Source organism: Nocardia beijingensis NBRC 16342, assembly GCF_001612785.1.
Taxonomy (GTDB): Bacteria; Actinomycetota; Actinomycetes; order Mycobacteriales; family Mycobacteriaceae; genus Nocardia; species Nocardia beijingensis.
This window is the reverse complement of record NZ_BDBC01000031.1, coordinates 153,140-171,949: the sequence shown is the minus strand read 5'-3', so window position 1 is coordinate 171,949 and position 18,810 is coordinate 153,140. Positions and strand designations below refer to the sequence as shown.

At 67.9% G+C, this 18,810-nt stretch carries 21 protein-coding genes; 15 read left to right on the top strand and 6 right to left on the bottom strand.

Features of this window, described 5'->3' with window-relative positions; all coding sequences use genetic code 11:
- Positions 1-149: 149 nt before the first annotated feature.
- A complete protein-coding gene (locus tag NB3_RS19200; RefSeq protein ID WP_067805046.1) occupies positions 150-1,142 on the bottom strand; it encodes an NAD(P)H-dependent flavin oxidoreductase in 993 nt (330 codons plus the stop codon).
- A gap of 254 nt (positions 1,143-1,396) precedes the next feature.
- Here NB3_RS19200 and NB3_RS19195 point away from each other — a divergent pair, with 254 nt between their 5' ends.
- Complete coding sequence (locus NB3_RS19195; protein WP_067805043.1) at positions 1,397-1,960, top strand: PadR family transcriptional regulator; 564 nt, start codon at positions 1,397-1,399, stop codon at positions 1,958-1,960.
- Here the strand turns inward: NB3_RS19195 and NB3_RS19190 are convergent.
- Positions 1,908-2,534: a hypothetical protein gene (locus NB3_RS19190; RefSeq protein WP_067805194.1), complete on the bottom strand. Its 627-nt coding sequence runs from the start codon at positions 2,532-2,534 to the stop codon at positions 1,908-1,910. The two genes, NB3_RS19195 and NB3_RS19190, sit on opposite strands and share 53 nt — an antisense overlap.
- Positions 2,535-2,676: 142 nt before the next feature.
- The gene (locus NB3_RS19185; protein ID WP_067805040.1) at positions 2,677-3,018 is read right to left on the bottom strand and encodes a DUF3140 domain-containing protein; all 342 of its coding nucleotides are present in this window, start codon (positions 3,016-3,018) and stop codon (positions 2,677-2,679) included.
- 143 nt (positions 3,019-3,161) lie between these two features.
- On the opposite strand from NB3_RS19185, the gene NB3_RS19180 reads away from it, so the two are divergent.
- The 4 genes from NB3_RS19180 (at position 3,162) to NB3_RS19170 (ending at position 6,452) form a co-directional block, all read left to right on the top strand.
- The gene (locus NB3_RS19180; protein WP_157111870.1) at positions 3,162-4,250 is read left to right on the top strand and encodes an Rv2629 family ribosome hibernation factor; all 1,089 of its coding nucleotides are present in this window, start codon (positions 3,162-3,164) and stop codon (positions 4,248-4,250) included.
- Between the two features lie 36 nt (positions 4,251-4,286).
- Complete coding sequence (locus NB3_RS35630) at positions 4,287-4,463, top strand: hypothetical protein (RefSeq protein WP_169810709.1); 177 nt, start codon at positions 4,287-4,289, stop codon at positions 4,461-4,463.
- A gap of 58 nt (positions 4,464-4,521) precedes the next feature.
- Entirely contained in the window at positions 4,522-4,869 is a 348-nt protein-coding gene (locus NB3_RS19175) for a hypothetical protein (RefSeq protein ID WP_067805034.1), read from the top strand.
- Positions 4,870-5,243: 374 nt separating this feature from the next.
- A complete protein-coding gene (locus NB3_RS19170; RefSeq protein WP_067805192.1) occupies positions 5,244-6,452 on the top strand; it encodes a lipase family protein in 1,209 nt (402 codons plus the stop codon).
- Between the two features lie 18 nt (positions 6,453-6,470).
- On the opposite strand, the gene NB3_RS19165 is transcribed toward NB3_RS19170, so the two are convergent.
- Positions 6,471-8,552 (bottom strand): serine/threonine-protein kinase, encoded by a 2,082-nt coding sequence (locus tag NB3_RS19165; protein WP_067805030.1) that lies wholly within the window; start codon positions 8,550-8,552, stop codon positions 6,471-6,473.
- Positions 8,553-8,684: 132 nt separating this feature from the next.
- Positions 8,685-9,131: a CBS domain-containing protein gene (locus tag NB3_RS19160; protein ID WP_067805027.1), complete on the bottom strand. Its 447-nt coding sequence runs from the start codon at positions 9,129-9,131 to the stop codon at positions 8,685-8,687.
- Positions 9,132-9,449: 318 nt separating this feature from the next.
- On the opposite strand from NB3_RS19160, the gene NB3_RS19155 reads away from it, so the two are divergent.
- The 6 genes from NB3_RS19155 to NB3_RS19130 all read left to right on the top strand — a co-directional run bounded on the left by NB3_RS19155 (position 9,450) and on the right by NB3_RS19130 (position 16,341).
- Entirely contained in the window at positions 9,450-9,758 is a 309-nt protein-coding gene (locus NB3_RS19155) for a hypothetical protein (RefSeq protein ID WP_067805025.1), read from the top strand.
- A 76-nt stretch (positions 9,759-9,834) separates the two neighbouring features.
- Entirely contained in the window at positions 9,835-10,317 is a 483-nt protein-coding gene (locus NB3_RS19150) for a nucleoside deaminase (protein ID WP_067805023.1), read from the top strand.
- Between the two features lie 383 nt (positions 10,318-10,700).
- The gene (locus tag NB3_RS19145) at positions 10,701-12,095 is read left to right on the top strand and encodes a hypothetical protein (RefSeq protein WP_067805188.1); all 1,395 of its coding nucleotides are present in this window, start codon (positions 10,701-10,703) and stop codon (positions 12,093-12,095) included.
- 55 nt (positions 12,096-12,150) lie between these two features.
- Complete coding sequence (locus tag NB3_RS19140; RefSeq protein WP_067805020.1) at positions 12,151-13,392, top strand: AAA family ATPase; 1,242 nt, start codon at positions 12,151-12,153, stop codon at positions 13,390-13,392.
- Positions 13,389-14,627, top strand: coding sequence for a vWA domain-containing protein (locus NB3_RS19135; RefSeq protein ID WP_067805017.1), 1,239 nt, complete (start codon positions 13,389-13,391; stop codon positions 14,625-14,627). The genes NB3_RS19140 and NB3_RS19135 overlap by 4 nt, the downstream gene beginning before the upstream one ends.
- 277 nt (positions 14,628-14,904) lie before the next feature.
- Positions 14,905-16,341, top strand: coding sequence for a glyceraldehyde-3-phosphate dehydrogenase (locus NB3_RS19130; protein ID WP_371855921.1), 1,437 nt, complete (start codon positions 14,905-14,907; stop codon positions 16,339-16,341).
- Between the two features lie 76 nt (positions 16,342-16,417).
- On the opposite strand, the gene NB3_RS19125 is transcribed toward NB3_RS19130, so the two are convergent.
- Complete coding sequence (locus NB3_RS19125) at positions 16,418-16,684, bottom strand: hypothetical protein (protein ID WP_067805011.1); 267 nt, start codon at positions 16,682-16,684, stop codon at positions 16,418-16,420.
- Positions 16,685-16,750: 66 nt separating this feature from the next.
- Between NB3_RS19125 and NB3_RS36265 the strand changes: the two genes are divergently transcribed.
- The 4 genes from NB3_RS36265 to NB3_RS19110 all read left to right on the top strand — a co-directional run bounded on the left by NB3_RS36265 (position 16,751) and on the right by NB3_RS19110 (position 18,522).
- Entirely contained in the window at positions 16,751-16,876 is a 126-nt protein-coding gene (locus NB3_RS36265; protein WP_244891969.1) for an Rv1535 domain-containing protein, read from the top strand.
- A gap of 288 nt (positions 16,877-17,164) precedes the next feature.
- The gene (locus NB3_RS36690) at positions 17,165-17,845 is read left to right on the top strand and encodes a VldE C-terminal domain-containing protein (RefSeq protein ID WP_084823476.1); all 681 of its coding nucleotides are present in this window, start codon (positions 17,165-17,167) and stop codon (positions 17,843-17,845) included.
- Positions 17,802-18,092, top strand: a complete 291-nt coding sequence (locus NB3_RS35140) for a hypothetical protein (RefSeq protein ID WP_157111869.1) — start codon at positions 17,802-17,804, stop codon at positions 18,090-18,092. The genes NB3_RS36690 and NB3_RS35140 overlap by 44 nt, the downstream gene beginning before the upstream one ends.
- Before the next feature lie 13 nt (positions 18,093-18,105).
- Complete coding sequence (locus tag NB3_RS19110; RefSeq protein WP_067805006.1) at positions 18,106-18,522, top strand: VOC family protein; 417 nt, start codon at positions 18,106-18,108, stop codon at positions 18,520-18,522.
- Positions 18,523-18,810 lie beyond the last annotated feature (288 nt).

The window sequence follows — 18,810 nt, the reverse complement described above, 5'->3', positions numbered from 1 at the left end:
TGTATTGTGACTGCTGTCACATCATCGCGGACAGGGCCGCTCGACGGCCGGGCGCGGCCGGAACAACGTGCGGTGCGCCCCGCGCAATCGCGCACAGTGTGCCGGTGGCTCAGTGCGAGCAGACGCCGGCGTCACCGTTTCCGTGCGGATCAAGCCGGGGCGGTTTCGGGCGTGCGGGTCTTGCGGGCGAGATCCTGGCGCGCCTCTTCGTACTGCGCTTTCAAGCGGGTCACCAAATCCGCGACGGTGAGTTCTTCCTTGATCGCGCCGATGCCCTGCCCGGCGCCCCAGATGTCCCGCCATACTTTGGCGCTCACATTGCCGCCGGAGCCGAAGTTCATCACCGACGGGTCGGAGTGGGGGAGGTCGTCGGGGTCCAGGCCGGCGGCGATGATGCTGCCGCGCAGGTAGTTGCCATGGACCCCGGTGAACAAGTTGCTGTAGACGATGTCCTTGGCGCTGGAGTCGATGATCATCTGCTTGTAGTCCGCGGCCGCCACCGCCTCGACGGTGGAGAGGAATGCCGAACCGACATAGGCGAGGTCGGCGCCCGCGGCTTGCGCGGCGAGGATGGAACGGCCGTGGGCGATCGCGCCGGACAACAGCACCGGCCCGTCGAACCACTCGCGAATCTCCTGAACGAGAGCGAACGGCGACTGCGTCCCGGCGTGGCCGCCGGCGCCGGCGGCCACGGCGATGATGCCGTCGGCGCCCTTCTCGACGGCCTTGCGGGCGAATTCGTTGCTGATCACGTCGTGCAGGACGATCCCGCCGTAGGAGTGGACGGCGTCGTTGATCTCCGGGCGCGCGCCCAGCGAAGTGATCACGATGGGCACGCGGTGCCGCACGATCACGTCCATGTCGTGTTCGAGTCGGTCATTGGTTCGGTGGACGATCTGATTGACGGCGAACGGCGCGACGGTGGCATCGGGGTTCGCTGCCGCGTACGACGCGTTCTCCTCGGTGATGCGAGCCAGCCAGTCCTCCAGCAGCGCAGCGGGGCGGGCGTTGAGCGCCGGGAACGATCCGATGACCCCGGCCCGGCACTGAGCGATCACCAGCTCGGGTCCGGAGGAGATGAACATCGGTGAGGCCACGACGGGCAGCGTCAGGCGACCGGACAGAGCGGCGGGTAGGGCCATGGTGAGGTCCTTCGAAGTGCGGAAGGTTGTCTCGCGGCGGTTCGGGCCGAACAGCGCCGCGTGCCGACGAAGCTATCCACGCCGCCGCGTTAATGCAATAAGTTGCATAAACATGTGTCGCCCGTCACCCGGTAGAGGAATGCGTTGTCTCACCGGCTATCTGGCGGTGCGCCGCCTGTGCCACGTCGTTCACTCGCGGGTATGCGGACTCAGGCGGCGCCGCCGACTCGTTCGGCGCTCTCTACCATGGGGCGGTGGCACTGCAGTTCGCGATCCTGACCGCGTTGACCGAACGGGCCTCGACCGGCATCGAACTCGCTCGGCGCTTCGACCGCGCGTTCGGCTATTTCTGGTCGGCCACCCACCAGCAGATCTATCGCGAATTGGATCGCCTCAGCGGTGGCGGCTTGGTCGCCGAGGTTGCGCAGCCGCAGTCGCCAGGGCGTGGCCAACCGCGGCGCTTCGCGATCACACCGGCAGGCACCGCGGCTCTTCGCCGTTGGGTGAACGAGGTCGACGAGCCACCACAGCAGCGCGACACGTTGCTGATCAGGTTGCGGGCCGCAGCCGCAACCGGGGACTTCGAAGGGGTCCGCGAGGTGGTCGCACACCATCTCGACGTGCACGAAAGGATGTTGGCGACCTACCGCGAGATCCAGGCACGCGATTTCTCGGACGTGGGCGGCGACGCCGATGCGATGCGGCATCTGGTTCTGAAGGCCGGTCTCGGGACCGAACGGGCCTGGGTGGACTGGTGTCGTGAGGTCATCGAGTCCCTCGACGCCATGCAGACGCCGAGCGAATCGCGAACGACATGAGCCGAACGGGTGCGGGCACGGTGCCGAGTCGAACGGCGGCCGAGATCGCGGCACGGTCCCAGCGCCTCGGGTCACGGCGCCCCTGGCGGCCTCGCCGCTCCGAGGTCGAACGGCCTTCGGTCATGGCGGCGTAGGTGAGGGAAGTGACCAGCCCGTACGCCACGTGCGGCACCAGGTCGCTGAGCCAGTCCGAACGGGTCCATCGGCGGGGATCGGAGACACCCGAGGCGAACAGCGACAGGGCGGTGACCGACATCGCCGTGGCGGTGTCGGCGATGCTGGCGGTGAGGATCGACGGCTGCCATCCCGCGGAACGGGCCAAGCCGTGGGCGCAGCCGACCGAGACGCCCGTCGCGGTGCCCAGCAATGCGCCTGCGCCGGAGATCCGGTTCCACCGCTGTTCTTCGTCGCCGGGTACCTCTACGCCCAGCGTCCCGGTCAGGTGCTGGACGCTTTCCTCCGGCGTGCGACTCGGTGGCCGGCCGCGCGCGATCATGTCGAGAAAGGTGACGGCGTTCAAAGCGGTCGTGCCCGCGGCCCCGGCCGCCGCGCCGAGGAGGATCGACTTCAACACGGTGAACGGGTGCCCGGTGCCGCTGTGGGCAAACACTGGAGTGCGCGGCGAGTCCATCGGCTCCGGCCGTCTCGCCGGTGACCGCGGGTACCGCACAACGTGGGCGATCGCCGCCGCGGCCGCTCGTGTGCGGAGGTGGAGATCAGGACGGCTGGAGCGGATCGTGCCCCAGTGACATCAAGTGCCGGCGCCACTCGTCACTGCCCGCGCGCGGTTCGCGCTCCGCGTCCTCCCCGCGCGCCGTGGTGATCTCGTCCACGGCCCGGCGCATTACCGCGATATCGTCGGCGTTCAGATCCGTACGGCGTTTGCCGAGGATGGCCAAAATGTCCCGGCCGATCGCCGGGCCCGCGTGATCGGGTTCCGTTTCGCTGCCGGTGCCGGCTCCCTCGGTGCGCAGCCAATCGCGCAACTGCCGGGACGACATATTGACCAGGCGGTGGAATTCCTCCCACAGCTGGTCGTCGACCTCGGTTTCGGCCATGGCTTTCCCTCCTTGTCGTCCCGGCGACTTGTGGCGACTACCCGGGCCGGAAACGGCCAAACTGCCCTGGAAAGTGGTGCCGACCGCGGCCGCGGAGGTGGATTCGTCCACCCTGAGCCGGGTACGCGCCGGATGTGTATGGCATGAATCTCAGAGAAATAGCGCAACGGCGAGGTCCGTTCGTCTCACTCTGCATCGACGCCTCGCACAACACCGAAGACGCCGAGACACAGCGAGCGCTCCGGTGGCGCTCGATCCGCGAGCGACTGGCCGCCCAGGACGTTCCTGAGCAGACGCTGGCGCTTCTCGACGACGCGATCAGCGAGGTCAGGCCGGGGCAGGGACGTGCGGGCCGGGTGCTGATCGCCGATTCGGACAGCGTCCTGGTCGATCACGTGCTCGCGGAGCCACCCGTCCGCGAAATCGTGCGGGTGTCGGCGCTTCCTTATCTGTTGCCGCTGATCGAGCAGCAGTCGCGTGCGGTGCCGCATGTGATCGCGGTGGTCGACCGGGTCGGCTGCGATTTGTACGGCGTCGACGAGGACGAGAATCTGATCGAGATGACCGCCGAAGGCACCGCGCATCCGGTGCACCGGATCCGGCACGGCGGAGGGTGGGCGCATCTGTCGATGCGTCGTCGCGTCGAGGAGATGATCCGCCGGAACGTCGATGAGGTCGCCACGGCCGTCCGCAGTCTCGCCGATCGGGTCGGGGCGCGGATCATCGTGCTCGTCGGCGAGGTAGGCGCGCGCTCCGCGCTGGCCAAGGCGCTCGAGTCGCCCACCGCTCGGATCGTCGAAGTGGACTCCGGGGCTCGGGCCGCCGGCGTGGATTCCGTCGCGCTCGAAGAGCAGGTCCAGCAGGCGGTGCGGACACAGGCACGGCAGCAGGAGAGCCAGGTCGTCGAGCAATTGAACACCGCGCGCGGCAGGGCCGACGGCATGGCCGTCGAGGGGCTGCCCGAGACGGTCTCGGCGTTGCTCGCGGCGAATGCCGACACCTTGCTGATCGATGCGGAGACGGTGGGGGACCGATCCATCGAACTCGATCCGCGATTGCTTCGCGGCATCACCGAGGCGCGATGGATCGAGGACGACGCGACATCGTCGCGCGCCTACCGCGCGGACGAAGCGCTGCCGGTGGTCACGTTGCTTCAGGGCGGCTCCATCGTGCCCGTCGAAGGCGCTGTCGTACCCCGAGAAGGCGTCGCCACCCTGTTGCGCCACCGCTAGGACGGCTGTTCAGCAATCGAAGACAGGAGAAATCTCATGGAACGCGGAAGCAGCAAGCACGGTCCCGTGCACGACGACGCGTTGGCCCGCGACTTGGAGGGCACGATACGCGGTAACCGTTCCAGCAGGGCAGAAGAATGGCGCGATCCCGAGCCCCCGGCTGACGACGACACCCTCATCAACGAACAGGTGCAACGAACCGAACATCCGTAGAGCTCAGCGGACCGAACCAGCGAGCATCTCCACCCGGACGCAGGCTTACCGTGGTGGCATGACGATCACGCCTTCGCCCGGGGAGTGGGTGCCGGACTCGTGCACGCTGCCCACCGTAGAACAGCCGGTCCGAGTCGCGGAGTTCGATCGGTTCTTCGCCGAGTCCGTGCTGCGCGCGCATCGTCCGGCGCGCACGCGCCTGGATCTGCTGCTGTCCGCCGACGCGGAGGCGCGGGGCCGTGACCTCGCCGCCCGCGAGTCGGGTTGCTGTTCGTTCTTCACTTTCGGCTTCGATGCCACCGAGGCCGGACCGGTGATGCATATCGCGGTGCCCGACGCTCAGATCGCGATCCTCGACGCACTCGCCGCGCGGGCGGAGCTGCCGACCGGGGGCGAACGGCGCTGATCGGATCGCGCGCCGGCCGGTCCGCAGCCGCGGCCGGAGCGTAAAAGCGCTGTCGGCCAGTCTGTTTTGCCCCCAACGACCGCAAGAGCGCCGGTGCTGATGTTGAGCACCTACCGAAAGTTCGGCCGCGCCCTTTCGCGTGCTGATCACTCGAGTTCGGGATGCCGCCCCGACCCGGTCGAGTCGCGCGGGAGCGATCGGCATCCACAGCGCAGTGCCTGGGTGATGGCGCTTCCGCTCTCCGTACGGCGTGTCGCTGGATGTTTGCCCTCAGTGTGCGATTTCAATGCAAGCTGGCTGGTCGACAAACGTCGCGAACTAGTGGAGGTCGAGTGATCCGGCGGATTCTTCTGCCCGGCAGCGGGCGCAGCGGCCTGACTGGGGTTCGTAGCGCCATCGGCGGTGTGGCGCTCGGGCTGCTGCTGGCGACGACGGCAATCGCGGAACCACTGTATCCGAGTCCCGACCCGGACCCGTTCTATGCCGCTCCGGCGGATCTGGCGGCACACGCGGCAGGGGATGTGCTCGGGGTCCGGGCACTGCCGCCGCTGGCGATCTTCCCCGGGTCCGCTGTCACGCTGGTGAAATTCCGCTCCACCAATACGCATGGAGCGCCCATCGCGGCGACGACCACGGTTCTCAGCCCCGTCGGCAGGCGGCCCGAGGGCCCGCTGCTGTCGTATCAGCACTTCATCAACGCGCTCGGCACCGACTGCGCGATATCGCACAAGCTGTACGGCGGCGATCCGAACCTGGCAGTGACCACGCCCATCCTGAACATGGCGCTGGCCAAGGGCTGGAGTGTCGCGCTGCCGGATCACCTCGGACCGCAGTTCGCGCTCGGGGCCGCGCGGTTGGGCGGACAAATCGTCTTGGACGGCATCCGTGCCGTGCGGCGGCTGCCCGCACTCGCCACGGAGCACAGCCCTACGGTGCTGGCCGGTTATTCCGGCGGTGGCCTGGCCACCGCATGGGCGGCCGCCTTGCAGCCGACTTACGCGCCGGAACTGGAACTGGCGGGCGCGGCCATCGGTGGCGCCCCGATGAATCTGGTGACGGTCGCGGAGACGCTGGGCATGGACAGGCATCCCTCTTTCGGGTTGGCCATGGCCGCGGCGATCGGGTTGGAGCGGGAGTACCCGGACCGGCTGCCGACCAGCGCGTACCTGAACCCGCGCGGTCTCGCGGTCGCTCACGACATGGCCGACAGTTGCAGCAACGAGATCCTCACCGCCGGCGTCGACGGCAGCGCGCGGGAATACCTCACCGACACCTCGATCTTGGACAGCCGCGACGCCCGGTCGGTAGTGGAGGAGAACAGCCTGGAACTCTACGCGGGAGTGCCGGAAACCCCGATTCTCGAATGGCATTCGCCGAACGATCAGCAGATTCCGATCGTTGCCATCGAGAATACGGTCCGCCGCTGGTGTGCGGCGGGGGTGCGGGTGCAGTCGCTGTTGGTTCCCTCGATCGAGCTTCCGCCCGCGCTCGAGCATGTGGTCCCTGCGGCGCAAGGTGCGCCCGCAGTGGCCCTGTGGCTCGACGCCCGAGTTCGCGGAGAGCCCGCCCCGAGCACCTGCTGACGGAGTGAAACCGTTGCGTCACCCCGCGCCGGCGACAGCGGGCCGCCCGCCGCCCGAGCCGACGCGTCGCATTTCGACGGTAGCACTGGCGGTCTCGGGACAGGGTTGCGCTTTCTCGCGGGTCCAGCTGCCGGTCAAGAATTCGGTGGGGTCTGGTCCCACATCGGACGGGAACAACTCCCAATGAAATCTCGCGTCGGTGTGCGGCTCGTTCGAGGACGAGGAGCAGGGGTAGGGAATGCTGTAGCCGGCCCGCCAGACACCGTTTTCGAGCACGAACATCGGAGCGAAGGCGGCGCGAGGGTCTGTGCGGGGATCCGTGCCTGGCTCCGCTTGCGTTGTCGCGGCGCATCGATCGCCTTCGCGCGTGCAGAGGGTGTAATACTGCTGCCGGAATTTGCTCGGCGGCGGCGGATTGGGAACGTCGGGTGTCGCGGTATAGGTGATGGTCACGTCGTAGGCGCCGCTGATCAGTGCGACGGGTCGGCTGTCGGCGCGATCGGGAAGGGTTTCGGGCGGGATGACCGCGACCTTCGGGTCCGTCTCGCCGATACGCGAGATCTTCATCTCCTGCTGTTGGGTGAATGCGCAAGGGCCGCCGACGAAGCTGAGATAGGTTCCGGTCCACGGCAGTGCGCCGGGGCGGAATTCGAGTCTCTGCCATGCCGCGACGTTCTGCGGCGCCTTGGTGATCGGATTCTCGCAATCAGGGTCGGAATAGGACGGTAGCTCTCTGGTGATCATCCACGCGCCGTCGCGATAGTCCGCGGAGAACTTGGTCGGAGCGGTCTCCGGCTCCGACTTGCTCTGGCTGGTGATCGAGGCGACGCAGCGTTCGCCGTGCGACGGGCAGTCCGATCGGACCGACCAGGTCCGGACTTTCGGAGGCCCGTTGTCCGGCTTCCCGTTGAGGGTTCGAGGCGTGTAGGTGACCTCGTATTTGCCGTCGAAGGCGAGCGGGGGCTTCGACGGCTGGGTCAGCCACCAGATCCCCGCCCCCAGCGCCGCGGCGATCAACACGGCGGTCACGGCCACCGCCGCACGGACGAGTTTACGTCGCGGCGGTGCGGGGCCGTTCCTCCCGATCCCGCCTGAATCGGATCGGATGGCATGCATGCCGGGCGGCCTTGCCGAAGGTCCGGCGTCGACGGTGGACTGCGGCTCGGCGTTCGGCCCTGCGGAGGGGAGCGGCGGCGGGGTAGCGAGCCGATCGCTGTGAGCACCGAGGCCGGTCGGAATCGAGGCGGTGCCCGTTCCGGGGTCGCTTGCGGCGGTGACCGCCGAGGCGGTGGTGAGGGCTTCGGCGGCAGCGGATGCCAGCTCTCCGGCGGTCTGGTAGCGGTCGTCCGGATTCTTCGCCATGCCCCGGGCGATGACATCGTCGAACCCGACCGGCAGGCCGAGCCGCCGCATGCTCGGCGCCGGGGGAGCGGCTGTCAGGTGCGCCGCGATCTGCTGTTCCGTGCTGGTGCTCGGGTAGGGCGGGATTCCGGTCAGGAATTCGCACAACACACAGGTAAGGGCGTATACGTCCGACCGAGCGTCGGCGACGCCGCTGGTGAACCGCTCCGGAGCCATGTAGGCCAGGGTTCCGATCATCGTGCTGGTGCTGGTCAGCGGGGTATTGCTGGCCGAACGCGCGATGCCGAAGTCGATCAGATACACGAAGCCGCTGTCGGTGACCAGCAGGTTGGAAGGTTTGACGTCGCGGTGCACCAGACTTTGCGCGTGGGCCGCGTCCAGCGCCGCCGCGACTTGGGCGATCACCGCGACCGCCGTCTCCGGCCGCATGGCGCCATCGCGGTTCAGCAGGGTTCTCGCGTCGGCGCCGTCGATCAAGCGCATATCCAGGTAGAGATGGCCTTCGATCTCGCCGTAGCCGTGAATCGGGACCACATGTGGTTCGCGCAGTTGTGCGGTGTCGTGAGCCTCGCGTCGGAAGCGCTCCCTGAAGTTGGGGTCGATGGCGCAGCGTTCGGGCAGCAATTTGATCGCCACAATGCGGTCGGTAGCGGTGTCGTAGGCCCGCCATACCTGGCCCATACCGCCCTCACCGATCAGCTCGTGCAACCGGTAGCGGCCGAACGCTATGCCGTTCACCGACCACCTCCCGCACGGATGAATCGCGTTCGCTACGGAGGATCAGCATCGTGAAAAGGTCGCATATCGATGATATCGGCCCGACATTCCTACTGCATCACCGCATTGGGGTCGGTAATCCCGTTCAGTTACTCACACTTTCTCGGTGGCGGGCAGATGCGCCGCGCAGACCGCCTCGACGAATTCGCCGACGGTGCTATCGGCCAGATTGCGGGCCAGATCGGCCTCGGTGATGATGCCGACCAGCATGCCCTTATCGGTGACCGGGAGCCGACGGATCCGCTTCTGCTCCATGAGCAGCAGCGCATCATGCATATCGGTGTCGATATCCACCGTGTGCAGTTGGTCGGCGCCCTGTGCCAATTCTCCTGCGGTGGTGGTCTTCGGGTTCGCGCCGACACCTATCACCTTCACGACGATGTCGCGATCGGTGACGATGCCGACGGGACGGCATTCGCCGTCGCAGATCGGCAATGCGCCGATGTCGAGCTGACGCATGCGCTGGGCGGCTGTTTCCATGGTGTCTCGGACATTGATGTGCTGTACGTCGGGCCGCATGATCGTCCGCGCGGTCGTCATGATGCATCTCCTTCTACTACGGCGGCACGCTCGTTACTCCGATCATCATTCGACGGTGACGTAGGTGCCGACAGGGCAGAAGGTCATCTGCGTGCGTCTTTCACCCGCGTCCGGCGGCCGGCACGGTCGCCGGATATCCGGATGATCACAGCGGCCTGCGTTTCCCACCGGGGTGGGGCGTCTCCGGCGTAGCGTCCTTCTCGCAGTGTGCACGTTCTCTCCTGAGCAACCACGCAGTTTCTGCTCGCTACCACCCGGGCCGGACGTCCGGGACGGTTATCGATTCAGACCGCACGGAACCAGGACAAGGAGATCGTCATGAGAGCCACACGCCTCGTTCGTCTCGGCCTTCCCCCGTTCTTCGCCGCCGCCGCGGCGCTGCTGTTCTGTCCGCCGACCGTCTCCGCACAACAGGAGATGTGGAACTACAACTGTTCGTCCCATTCGCCGGTGTGGGAGGGCAGGGTGACCGCTATGGAGTGCACGCCGTCGAACGGTGCGCCGCAGAGCGGAGAGATCACGCAGCCGTTCCTGGTGAACGGCGGCGAGGTCGTGAGCTGCTCGTCCGGGTGGGCCCACCTCCCCGACCTGATGGGCAAGGAATGCGGACCGGCGCCGATGCGCTGACCGATCGGCTGCGCCGGCGGGTGGGCCTTGTCGACTCCGGCAAGGCCCACCCGCTCCCGGCCAGCAAAATGGTCCCATGACCATTACCGCCGAGGACCTCACGCACCTGCGCCGCTGCGTCGAACTCGCCGCAGAGGCACTCGAAGACGGGGACGAGCCGTTCGGCTCGCTCCTGGTCTCGGCCGACGGGAAAGTGCTTTTCGAGGACCGGAACCGGATCAAGGCCGGTGACGCGACACGCCATCCCGAGTTCGAGATCTCCCGGTGGTCAGCGGCCCACCTGCCGCCTGACGAGCGCGCCGCGGCCACCGTCTACACCTCCGGCGAACACTGCCCGATGTGTGCGGCCAGCCACGGCTGGGTCGGCCTCGGGCGGATCGTGTACGCCGTGTCCTCCGACCAGCTGGTGTCCTGGCTGGCGGAGTGGGGCGTCCCACGGGCACCGGTCGCGGCGCTGCCGATCACCGACGTCGTGCCGGGCGCCGTGGTGGACGGGCCGGTCGCCGAACTCGCCGATTCGATCAAGGCCCTCCACCGTGCCTACGCCTCCCGCGGTTGAAGACACCCCGTTCAGCCCACCCGCGAAAGTCGACGACAGCTTCGACGGAGACCGGCGGTCGCTCGGGACACGCGGACACTCTCCACGAACCGAGCGGCAGCACGACCGGCCGCGGGCGACGATGTGCCCGGCGCTGGATGCCGCCCATCTCCGGTGCGTGGCATGATGTTTCCGCTTTTTGCGGAAGTGGTTGTGCGCGAACCGGAACGACGCGCCGACCTGTCCGCGATCGCTGCGGTGAAAGCGAAAAGAGCTGGGCGGCAACATGTTCTGTCACGGGTCTGTGTCGATTGGCCGGTGTCGACGCGGGACGCTATCATCGACTCGATGACGACTCCTTCTGTCCAAAGATTGGGGGTTCCATTCGTGCAAGGTGAGTGCTGATGCTCACTCACATCGCGAATGGGGACGACTCCCGCTTTTCCTTCTGGCCGCGTGTGCGTGAATTCGCCGTGCCGCCTTCCATGATCGAGACTGCTACCGCCCGCCGTCGTGTGGGGGACTGGGCGGGCGCGTGCGCCGCGGCAGGCTTCGACGTCGATTTCGATTTGCGGTCGGTGGCGCGTAGTCACGGGCACGACCTCGCGGCTCGAATCCGTGCCGATCTCCGCCATCTGGCTCCCGACCTGTTGCGCTGGCATATGCCGAGGGTCGCTCCGGACGGCTTGTTACGACCGGGTCTGACCATCGCGTTGGCGCGGTACGGCGCGGCGCAGGACCGGCGTGGCTCCCCTCCCGTGCACCTCGTCGTTCGGACCGCCCCGGCGTGGGCGGACGCCGGTCAGCGGATCAGCCTCGCGCTGTGGGACGGGTCCGCCGGGGCCGGTAGCGGCCTCCACCCGCATCCGCGTCCCGATCGGCGTTTCCGGCTGGATCTCCATCGCCACCTGTGGGACGCACGCAGGGTCGATGAGCTGGGGATACGCTCCGGGGCCGAGCACGACGCCGATGACCGCCCGATGCTCGACCCCGAACTGCTCGCCGTAGCGCCGCGGGCTCGCCGCTGCGCTGTCGACCGATGGGCGGCCGAGGCGGAGATTCTGCGTCAGGCCGAGGGACGGCACGGCAGTACCTTCGTCGTACGTCTCGGAGCCCGGCGACGGTTGGTCCTGGACCTGGACTCGGACGGGGACGGGCCGCCGACGGTGCGAATCGCGTCGGGATACCCAACCGGCGGCATCTCGGCGCTGCCCGTCCTGCCCGACGCGGCGACCTGGGTGCTGCCCGATCTGGAACTGATCCGGGCCGGCGCGATTGCGGCGGATCGGCTGCATCCGCTGGTCGCCTCGGCGCTGGTGCCCGACTATTCGCCGACCGGCGCACCACGGGTCACGGACCGGGCGGATCAACCGCGTCTCGTGCAATGCAGGGGAGAACAGCACCGGATCGGGCTGGTCGACGGGGTCTTGTCCGCGCTCGACCACGACCAGGCCGAGATCCGGCGGGAGGAACTGCTGGTCGCTCTGACCGGCACTCCGCTGCCTTGCCTTCGGGCTATCGACGAGGCGCACCGTCATCCGGATTGTCTCGCCGGCGTCCGGGAGCGTTTGGACCATGGCGACACCGCCGGTGCGCTGGCCATCGTGGGAGGACTGCTCGGTCCCGACGCGATACTGCGCGACGGTGCGCTGCGCGATGAACTCGAGACGTCCGCGCAACGCCGAATCATCCACGGACTGTTCAAATCCGGCCTGTCCGAACCAGGAATCGGCCGCATCCCACCGATTCGCCGCCCACGCGATCGTCGCGCGCACCCGCGCCACGCGACCTCGCACTGACCCGGCGATCCTCGCCGCTTCCACTCGACTCCGCCGACCCTCGAGGTGATCACACATGCTTACTGCTGTCCGCACGTCCGCCGATCCGGTCCGTCCCACCCAACTCGACGTCGCCGACGAGTTGCTGACTCTGCTGCGCGAGGTGACCACCGAACCCCGCACCGATCCCCAATTGGAGGCCTTGGCGCTGGCCGTGGCCGCCGACCTACCGGTTCTGCTGTGGGGCGAGCCGGGGATCGGGAAGACCGCTGCCCTCACCCAACTCGCCGCCGACCTGGACCTTCCGCTGACCACGGTGATCGCCAGCGTGCACGAGCCGTCGGACTTCTCGGGCCTGCCCATCATCGGGGACGACCCCGCGGAACACGGCGTCCCGATGGCTCCGCCGGACTGGGCCGTACGACTCGTCCGGGCCGGTCGTGGCCTGCTGTTCCTGGACGAATTGTCCACGGCGCCGCCCGCGGTGCAGGCCGCCCTGCTCCGCCTGGTCCTGGAGCGACGGATCGGCGCCCTCCAACTGCCGCCCGAGGTGCGGATCGTAGCCGCGGCCAACCCGCGATCCTCGGCGGCCGACGGCTGGGAGCTGAGCCCGCCGCTGGCGAACCGGTTCGTGCATCTGCAATGGACCCACGATCACGACGTTGTGGTTCGCGGCCTCGGCGGGACCTGGCCGCACGCGACACTGCCGCGGCTGGCTCCCGAAAAGCTCGGCGAGGCAGTAGCTTTCGCGCGCCGTGCGGTGTGCGGGCTGCTCGCGGCGCGGCCCGCTCTCGTGCATCAGCTGCCCAGCACCGAAACGCGCCGGGGCGGTCCGTGGCCGTCGCCTCGAAGCTGGGAGATGACACTGCGGTTGATCGCCTTCGCCACCGCGGCCGATTCCTCCCGGGACGTGCTTTCCCTGCTGGTCCGGGGCGCTGTGGGCGACGGGCCGGGTTTCGAACTGCTGGCCGCGCTCGACCGGATGGACCTCCCCGACCCGGAGGCACTGCTCGCCGATCCAGCGGCCGCCGTCTTGCCCGAGCGTGGGGATCTGCGCCAGGCCGTGCTCGACGGCGTGGTGGCGGCAGTCCGTAAACGCCCGGAGAAGTCCCGCTGGGATGCGGCGTGGGCGCTTCTGGTCAAGGCTTCGGAAACCGGAGCACCGGACTTGATCGTCGTTCCCGCAACGACTCTCGCCACGCTGCGCCGGGACGACTGGGACGTGCCCGCGGCGATCGAGCGACTCGCCGCGGTGGCATCTGTGTCCCAGGAAGCGGATCGGGCAGCCGGCCGTGTCGCCGCGAAGGCGGGCCGATGAGCGCGAACGCGCCGGGAGCGCTGGACCGCGACAAGCTCTTCGCCGCCCGCTTGCAGGCCGCGAGGGCCCGGCCCTATCTGGCGACCGCTCTGTTCGCGCTGTGCGTCGTCGAGTCACGCCGAGTGCCGACGATGGGCGTCGACCGGTACTGGCGATGCTACGTGTCGCCGGTGTTCGTCGACCGGACCTCGGTGGAGGACCTGGCCGCCGTGTGGGTGCACGAGGTGTCACATCTGCTGCGCGACCACCACGGTCGCAGCGACCGATTCGCCCGGCGACACGACCTGACCGGCCCGGCGGAACGACTGCGGATGAACATCGCCGCGGACTGCGAAATCAACGACGACGCATTCGGCGACGGCCTGGCCAGGCCCGATGACGCTGTCACACCCGCGGCGCTGGGGTTGCCCGAAGGGGAGCTCATGGAGGACTACCTGCGCGAGTTCCGGCTCGGACCGCATACGGACGGCGTGGCCTGGATCGACTGCGGTAGTGGCGCAGACGGATTGGAACGCGAGTGGGAGCTGGGACCGGACGGCGCGGACGGCCTCACCGAGCAGGAACGAGACGCTGTCCGATTCCGGGTGGCGCAAGGGATCATCGGCCGTCCGGGGAGCGCGTCCAAAGGCTGGCAGCGGTGGGCGGAAGAAGCGTTCCACCCACCGCAACCCTGGCGCGATCTGCTGGGAGCGGCCATCCGCTCGGCGGTCTGTGGCGCCGGCGCGGGGGAGGACTACACCTATGGCCGCCCCGCACGGCGCTCGGCTGGGCTGCCCGGCGTGGTGCTGCCGAGTCTGCGGCGAACGCCACCTCGGGTCTCGGTGCTCATCGACACATCGGGGTCGGTCAGCGACACCGAGCTGGGCAGCGCGCTGCTCGAAGTGGCCGCCATCGCCCGTGCCGTGGGCGGCCGCCGTGACCTGGTCACCGTGCTGTCGTGCGACGCGGCGGCGAGAATCGTCCACCCGCTGTGCCGTGCGGAGCGAATACCGCTGGTCGGCGGCGGTGGCACCGACCTGCGCACGGGCATGGCCAAGGCGGTGCGAACCCACCCCCACCCCGATGTGCTCGTGGTCTTGACCGACGGCCAGACGCCCTGGCCGTCCAGACGGCCACCGTGCCGGACGGTGGTGGGCCTGTTCCGTCGGCAGTACACCGCTTCATGGCAGGAACACGATCCCGACTACATCCCGGACGCGCCGCCCGTATGGGCCCGAGTGGTCGATATCGGATAGGCGCCGCTGCCGGATCGGGCGAGCGCCTCGACCGCCCGGTCCGGTGATGTCGCCGAGGTCACCCTGTCGGCCGAGTCATCGAGGTCACCCGTCGGATGTCGCCGATGGCGCTCGATCGGCGACACCACCTGGCGATCTCACGACCGGGGATCCGGCCTCGGTGATATCGCGGCCCTCATTAGCATCGATACGCGTCCACATCGAGGAATCCGAGGAACCCACGTTGAGCACCGAACAACTTGACCGCTGGAACGCCCAGGAAGCCGCCGCCGAGGCGATGATTCCCATCATCGGCACGTTGTATCGGCGCAAGGGCGTGACGATCCTGCTGCACAGCCGGTCGCTGGTGAACAAGTCGGTGATCAGCATCCTGCGAACGCACCGCTTCGCGCGGCAGATCGCGGGCGAGGAGTTGTCGGTGGACGAGACCCTGCCCTTCCTGCAAGTGCTCAGCGAACTCGATCTGGGGCCGTGCAAGATCGACCTCGGTCAGTTGGTGATGACCTATCGCGCCGACGATCGCGGCCTCTCGATCCGAGAGTTCACCGAAGCGGTGCTGGCCGAGGTGACCAACGGCAACAAGGCTCGGTCATCCGGCCCGAGGGACGTCGTGCTCTACGGCTTCGGCCGCATCGGTCGCCTGGTCGCTCGCCTGCTCATCGAGAAGGCCGGATCCGGCAACGGGCTGAATCTGCGTGCCGTGGTGGTGCGCAGAGGAGGCGACGACGATCTGAACAAGCGAGCGTCGTTGCTGCGCCGGGATTCGGTGCACGGCCACTTCAACGGCACGATCAAGGTCGACACCGGCAATGACACGATCACCGCGAACGGGAACACGATCAAGTTCATCTACAGCGACGACCCGACGGCCATCGACTACACCGCCTACGGCATAACGAACGCGATCCTGATCGACAACACCGGTAGGTGGCGCGATCGCGACGGTCTGTCGCAGCATCTGCGCCCCGGCATCGCGAAGGTGGTGCTCACCGCGCCCGGCAAGGGCGACATCCCGAACATCGTGCACGGCGTCAACCATCGCAGCCTGGATCTCTCGCAGCAGATCTTCTCGTGCGCCTCCTGCACGACCAACGCGATCGTTCCCCCGCTCAAGGCGATGGACGACGAATACGGCATCATCCGCGGGCACGTGGAGACGGTGCACTCGTTCACCAACGACCAGAACCTCCTGGACAACTTCCACAAGGCGGACCGTCGCGGTCGTTCCGCGCCGTTCAATCTCGTGCTCACCGAAACGGGCGCCGCGTCCGCGGTCGCGAAGGCCATGCCGGATTTCGAAGCCAAGATCACCGGCAACTCGATTCGCGTTCCCACCCCGGACGTGTCCGTCGCGATTCTGAACCTGCAGCTGCGGCGGGAGACAACCAAGAGCGAGGTGCTCGCCTACCTGCGCGGGGTTTCGCTCGCCGGGCCGTTGAGCCGCAACCTCGACTACACCGCCGCCACGGACGTGGTTTCCAGCGACTTCATCGGATCGCGCGCGGCGTCGATCATCGACGCGAACGCCACAATCGTGGAGGGTGACACCGCGATCCTCTACGTCTGGTACGACAACGAGTTCGGCTACTCGTGCCAGGTCGTGCGAACCGTGCAGTACATCTCGGGCATCGAGTATCCGACCTACCCTCAGGTCGGTGCACGGCTGGACGGCGCCGCCGACGACCGTGTGCTGACCGCGGTCAACCCGGGGTAACCCGCGGACTCCGCACCGGCTCGCGTTCCGGCGTCGTATGCGCCGTTACGCGGGCAGGTGGCCGTGGCTCGCTGCGCTAGGCCTCTTCGAGAGCCTCACCGATCTGGTGTGCGACGCGATTGTGCTGATCCTGCGCCAGCCAGTGACCGGCCGCGAGGACCACCGCGACGGGCCATTCGATGATCTCCGCGGCGGCCAGTGCGCCGAGTGCGCCGTAGTACGCCAACTGCTCGGGCCGTGGGATACGGACCCGGCCGACCAACGGCAGGTCCATCGCGAAACCCTGCGCGGCCAGCACCTGATCGACGGCATTTCGGTGGCCGCTGATTGTTTTTTCGGCCATTTGTTGCCTCCCGGTAATGGTCTGTTCGAGAAGCCGACGCCTGGCATCCGCACGGTGTCCTATGTGATGGGAATAGATGTAGGCGGCGGCTCGGACCCGCTGACCGGCGCACTGACGCAGGTGCTCGCCGTGCCGTTGCGGGAGCTGTACGCGATGCTGTGGCGATTCGGGGTCATCGAAATCGTCGACTGATCATTTTGTCGACCGTTCGGGGCGAAAATCGTCCTTCGCGAGCCAGCAAAGTTTACCTCCGGGGCGCGCGCCTGTTGCGGTCATCGGCCGCTGATCCGTCCCCATAGGCCGCCGACCGACGCCCTCTCGTCGAGATCGAACCGGTGCGCTGGGACGGTGCGCGCAGGTCCGAAGATGCTCCACCTCGGGGAGGCATGACCTCCCCGCCTGAGATCTGGGCGTGACATTTCCGCGACCGTTTCGTAATGTGTCGGAGACCTATCCCCGACAGTAACCGGTAGCGACATCATGTCTGGCCAACACCGCAAACGAGCCGCGGGCCGAAAGTTCACCGTTTTGGCTGCGTGCGGCGTCGCGACGGCCTTGGCCCTCGTGCTGTGGGTGGCGCTGCGCACGGCTCCGGCGGCTCGGCCTGCCGCGGTCGATTCACCGTCGGCGGCCGGCGTCGAGACCGACCCGTCACCGACACCCGCGCCGTCACCGACTGTGGCGCCGGCACCGACTGTGGCGCCGTCCACACCGCTGCAAGCACCGGCAGTGGCCGCGGCCGCGCAACCACCGCCGACGGCCAAGGCAGCCGTGCAGCATCCGCCCCCGCCGCCGCCCCCGGTCCCGTGTTCGACGGAACTCGCCGGCGCACGGCCGCACGTGGCGCAGGTGGGCAACCTGCTCAAGAAGACCTTCGCCGTCACCGATGTCGGCGGCGCCGTCGGCCGTGGCGACGGCGATCACGGCGCAGGCCTGGCGCTCGATTTCATGACCCCCGATCCGGCCCGCGGCGACGCGATCGCCGAATTCGTCCTCGCCAATCAGCGGCGTTTCGGGGTGACGTACGTGATCTGGCGGCAGCGGTACAACGACGGCAGCGGTTGGTCGTACATGGAAGACCGCGGAAGCCCGACCGCCAATCACTACGACCATGTCCATGTGTCGTTCGATCGCGCCGCCCACGACGAGGTCACCTGCTGATCGGGCGCTACCCGGCGACCGGCAGCAGCGACCCCGCTACGCCGGTCCGGACGACGTGGCGGCCATCGAATCCATGCGCGCGGCCTGCCGAATCGACCTACGCTCGGCGAGGACCGCGCTGGACCGGACCCGCTTCCACATCGTGGCCACCGGGCCGAACCAGCTCCAGTTGCGGCTGTGGCGGCAGGGGACCGGCGACCTCGTCACCGCGCGGTCGGGTCGCCCGAGCGACGTCCTGTGCGCATGACAGGATCTCGATCATGCCGATTTCCACCCGTTCGTTCGACCACGTCCGCTTGACAGTCACCGACATCGACAGATCCCGGGCGTTCTACGACGCCGTCTTCGGATGGCCGATCGCGTGGGAGTGTCCCGCGGACGCGGACGAGGCCACTCGGGCCCGTTTCGGGTTCCTCTTCGGCGGTGTGATCTACCAGATGGGTGACGCGCTGCTCGGACTTCGCCCGGTCGCCAGCGACGAGTTCGACGAAGATCGCGTAGGACTCGACCACCTCGCCTTCGCCCTGGCCACTCGGTCGGATCTCGATGCGGCGGCTGCCGTGCTCGACGAACTCGGTATCGCGCACGCGGGCGTGAAAGACCTCGGTCCCATGTACATTCTGGAATTCCGCGATCCGGACAACATCGCGCTGGAATTGGTCGTCCGCAAGCAGTAACCGCCCTTCTGTCGCACAGATACGGCACCGCGGCCCGCCTCATCGAAGACGCCGCCCGAACTGTTTGGGCTCGTACGCCCCCGGGTACAGCCCGAACACCTTTCGTTCGCCGTCGATACGCAGGTCGGATACCGCTCGCTGGAGCCGGACCATTCGCCCGTGGGACCGCAGCGGCGTGCGATCCGGTGCATGCGGACTCGACATCGAGTTCGAAGGGGTTGTGGTGAAGGAGGACTGGTGTGGACGTGAGAAAGCCCGGGACAGCCGATGGTTGCCCGACCGATGGCC